The organism is Streptomyces sp. BR123 (genome assembly GCF_013401435.1).
Classification (GTDB): Bacteria; Actinomycetota; Actinomycetes; order Streptomycetales; family Streptomycetaceae; genus Streptomyces.
Genome location: NZ_JACBGN010000577.1, coordinates 1 through 1,658 on the forward strand (window position 1 = coordinate 1; position 1,658 = coordinate 1,658).

At 76.5% G+C, this 1,658-nt stretch carries 1 protein-coding gene; it reads right to left on the minus strand.

Annotated elements, in window-relative coordinates; translation table 11 throughout:
* Window positions 1-1,188, minus strand: a 1,188-nt coding sequence (locus HYE82_RS36385; protein ID WP_179178495.1) for an ATP-binding protein, incomplete at its 3' end; no start/stop codon positions are given.
* Window positions 1,189-1,658: the final 470 nt, after the last annotated feature.

Below are 1,658 nucleotides of genomic sequence, written 5' to 3' on the forward strand. Positions count from 1 at the left end.
GGCGTCCGGGGTCTGCGGGGCATCGGGGGCGTCGGACGACTCGTCGGCTGCCTCCTCGGCCGCCTCGGGAGCCCCGGGCCCGCCCTGCGGGGGAACCCCGCCGCCGTCAGGGCCGCCGCCGTCGTCGTCCGGACCCTCGGGACCCGGCTCCGGGTCGGGGTCGGGGTCGGGCTCCTCGTCGGCGAAGCCGTCCAGGATCTCGTCGAGCTTGGCCTCGTCCAGCCCCGGAGCGTCGAAGGGGTTCCGGCGCCGGCGGTGGGGGAGGGCCAGCAGGGCGGCCTGCCGCACGTCCTCCTTGAGCACCGCCGTACGCCCGGCCCAGGCGGCCAGTGCGGTCGCCGTGCGGGCCATCACGATGTCGGCACGCATGCCGTCCACCTCGAAGGCGGCACAGACCGCCGCGATCATCAGCAGAGCGTTGTCGTCCAGCCGGACCTCCGGCAGCAGGGCCCGCGCAGCCGCCACCCGGGACCGCACCCCGGCCTCGTCGTCTGCCCAGCGGGCGGCGAAGGCGGTCGGGTCGTCCTCGTACGCGAGCCTGCGCCGGACCACCTCGACCCGCTGCTCCGGCTCCCGGGAGGCGGCCACCTCCACGGTCAGCCCGAACCGGTCGAGCAGCTGCGGCCGCAGCTCGCCCTCCTCCGGGTTCATGGTGCCGACGAGCAGGAACCGGGCGGCGTGCCGGACGGACACGCCCTCCCGCTCCACGTACGAGGCGCCCATCGCTGCGGCGTCGAGCAGTACGTCGACCAGATGGTCGTGGAGGAGGTTGACCTCGTCGACGTAGAGAATGCCGCGGTGCGCGTCGGCCAGCAGTCCGGGCTCGAAGGCCTTCACCCCGTCGGCGAGGGCCCGTTCGATGTCGAGCGCACCGACCAGCCGGTCCTCGGAGGCGCCGACCGGCAGCTCCACCATCCGGGCGGGGCGCTCGGCCGAGGCCCCGGACCCGTGCGGGCCGTCCGGGCAGCCCGGGTCGGGTGCGGCGGGCGCGCAGGAGAACCGGCAGCCGGGGACCACGTCCACCTGCGGCAGCAGCGCGGTCAGCGCACGCACCGCGGTCGACTTGGCCGTGCCCTTTTCGCCGCGCACGAGTACGCCGCCGACCGCCGGGCTCACGGCGTTGAGCAGCAGCGCCAGCCGAAGGTCGGACTGACCGACCACCGCGGTGAACGGATAGGGCGTGCTCATGTGCTCACTCCTCGTGTACGGGTGTGCTGCTGCTGCGACCGGGTGTGTGGCGGCTGCTGCGGCTGTGACTGGGTGTGTGGCTGCGGCCGGGTGTGCGGGTGTGTGCCGGTGCGGCGGGTGCGGGCCGCTGCGCGGAGCACTCCCCGCCCCGCCCCTTCGCCGTTTCCCGGGGCTCCGCCCCGGACCCCGCACGGCAGGGCAAGCCCCGCCCGCGCGGCACCTCCATCCGGGGCTCCGCCCCAGGTGCCGGGCCGCGGGGTGCCGGCCCGCGCGGGCGCGGAGCGCGTTCCCGTGGCTCTGCCCCGGGAAGCGCGCAGCGGGGTGAGCACGGTCCACACGCGGCTGCTTCGCGGGGCTTCGCCTCGGATGCCGGAGAGCGGCATTCCAGCCGGCGCGGCGTTCGGGCGCGCGGGCGCGGAGCGCCCGTCCCGGGGTCCGGGGGCTGGGTCCCCGGTTTCGGGAAGGGGCGG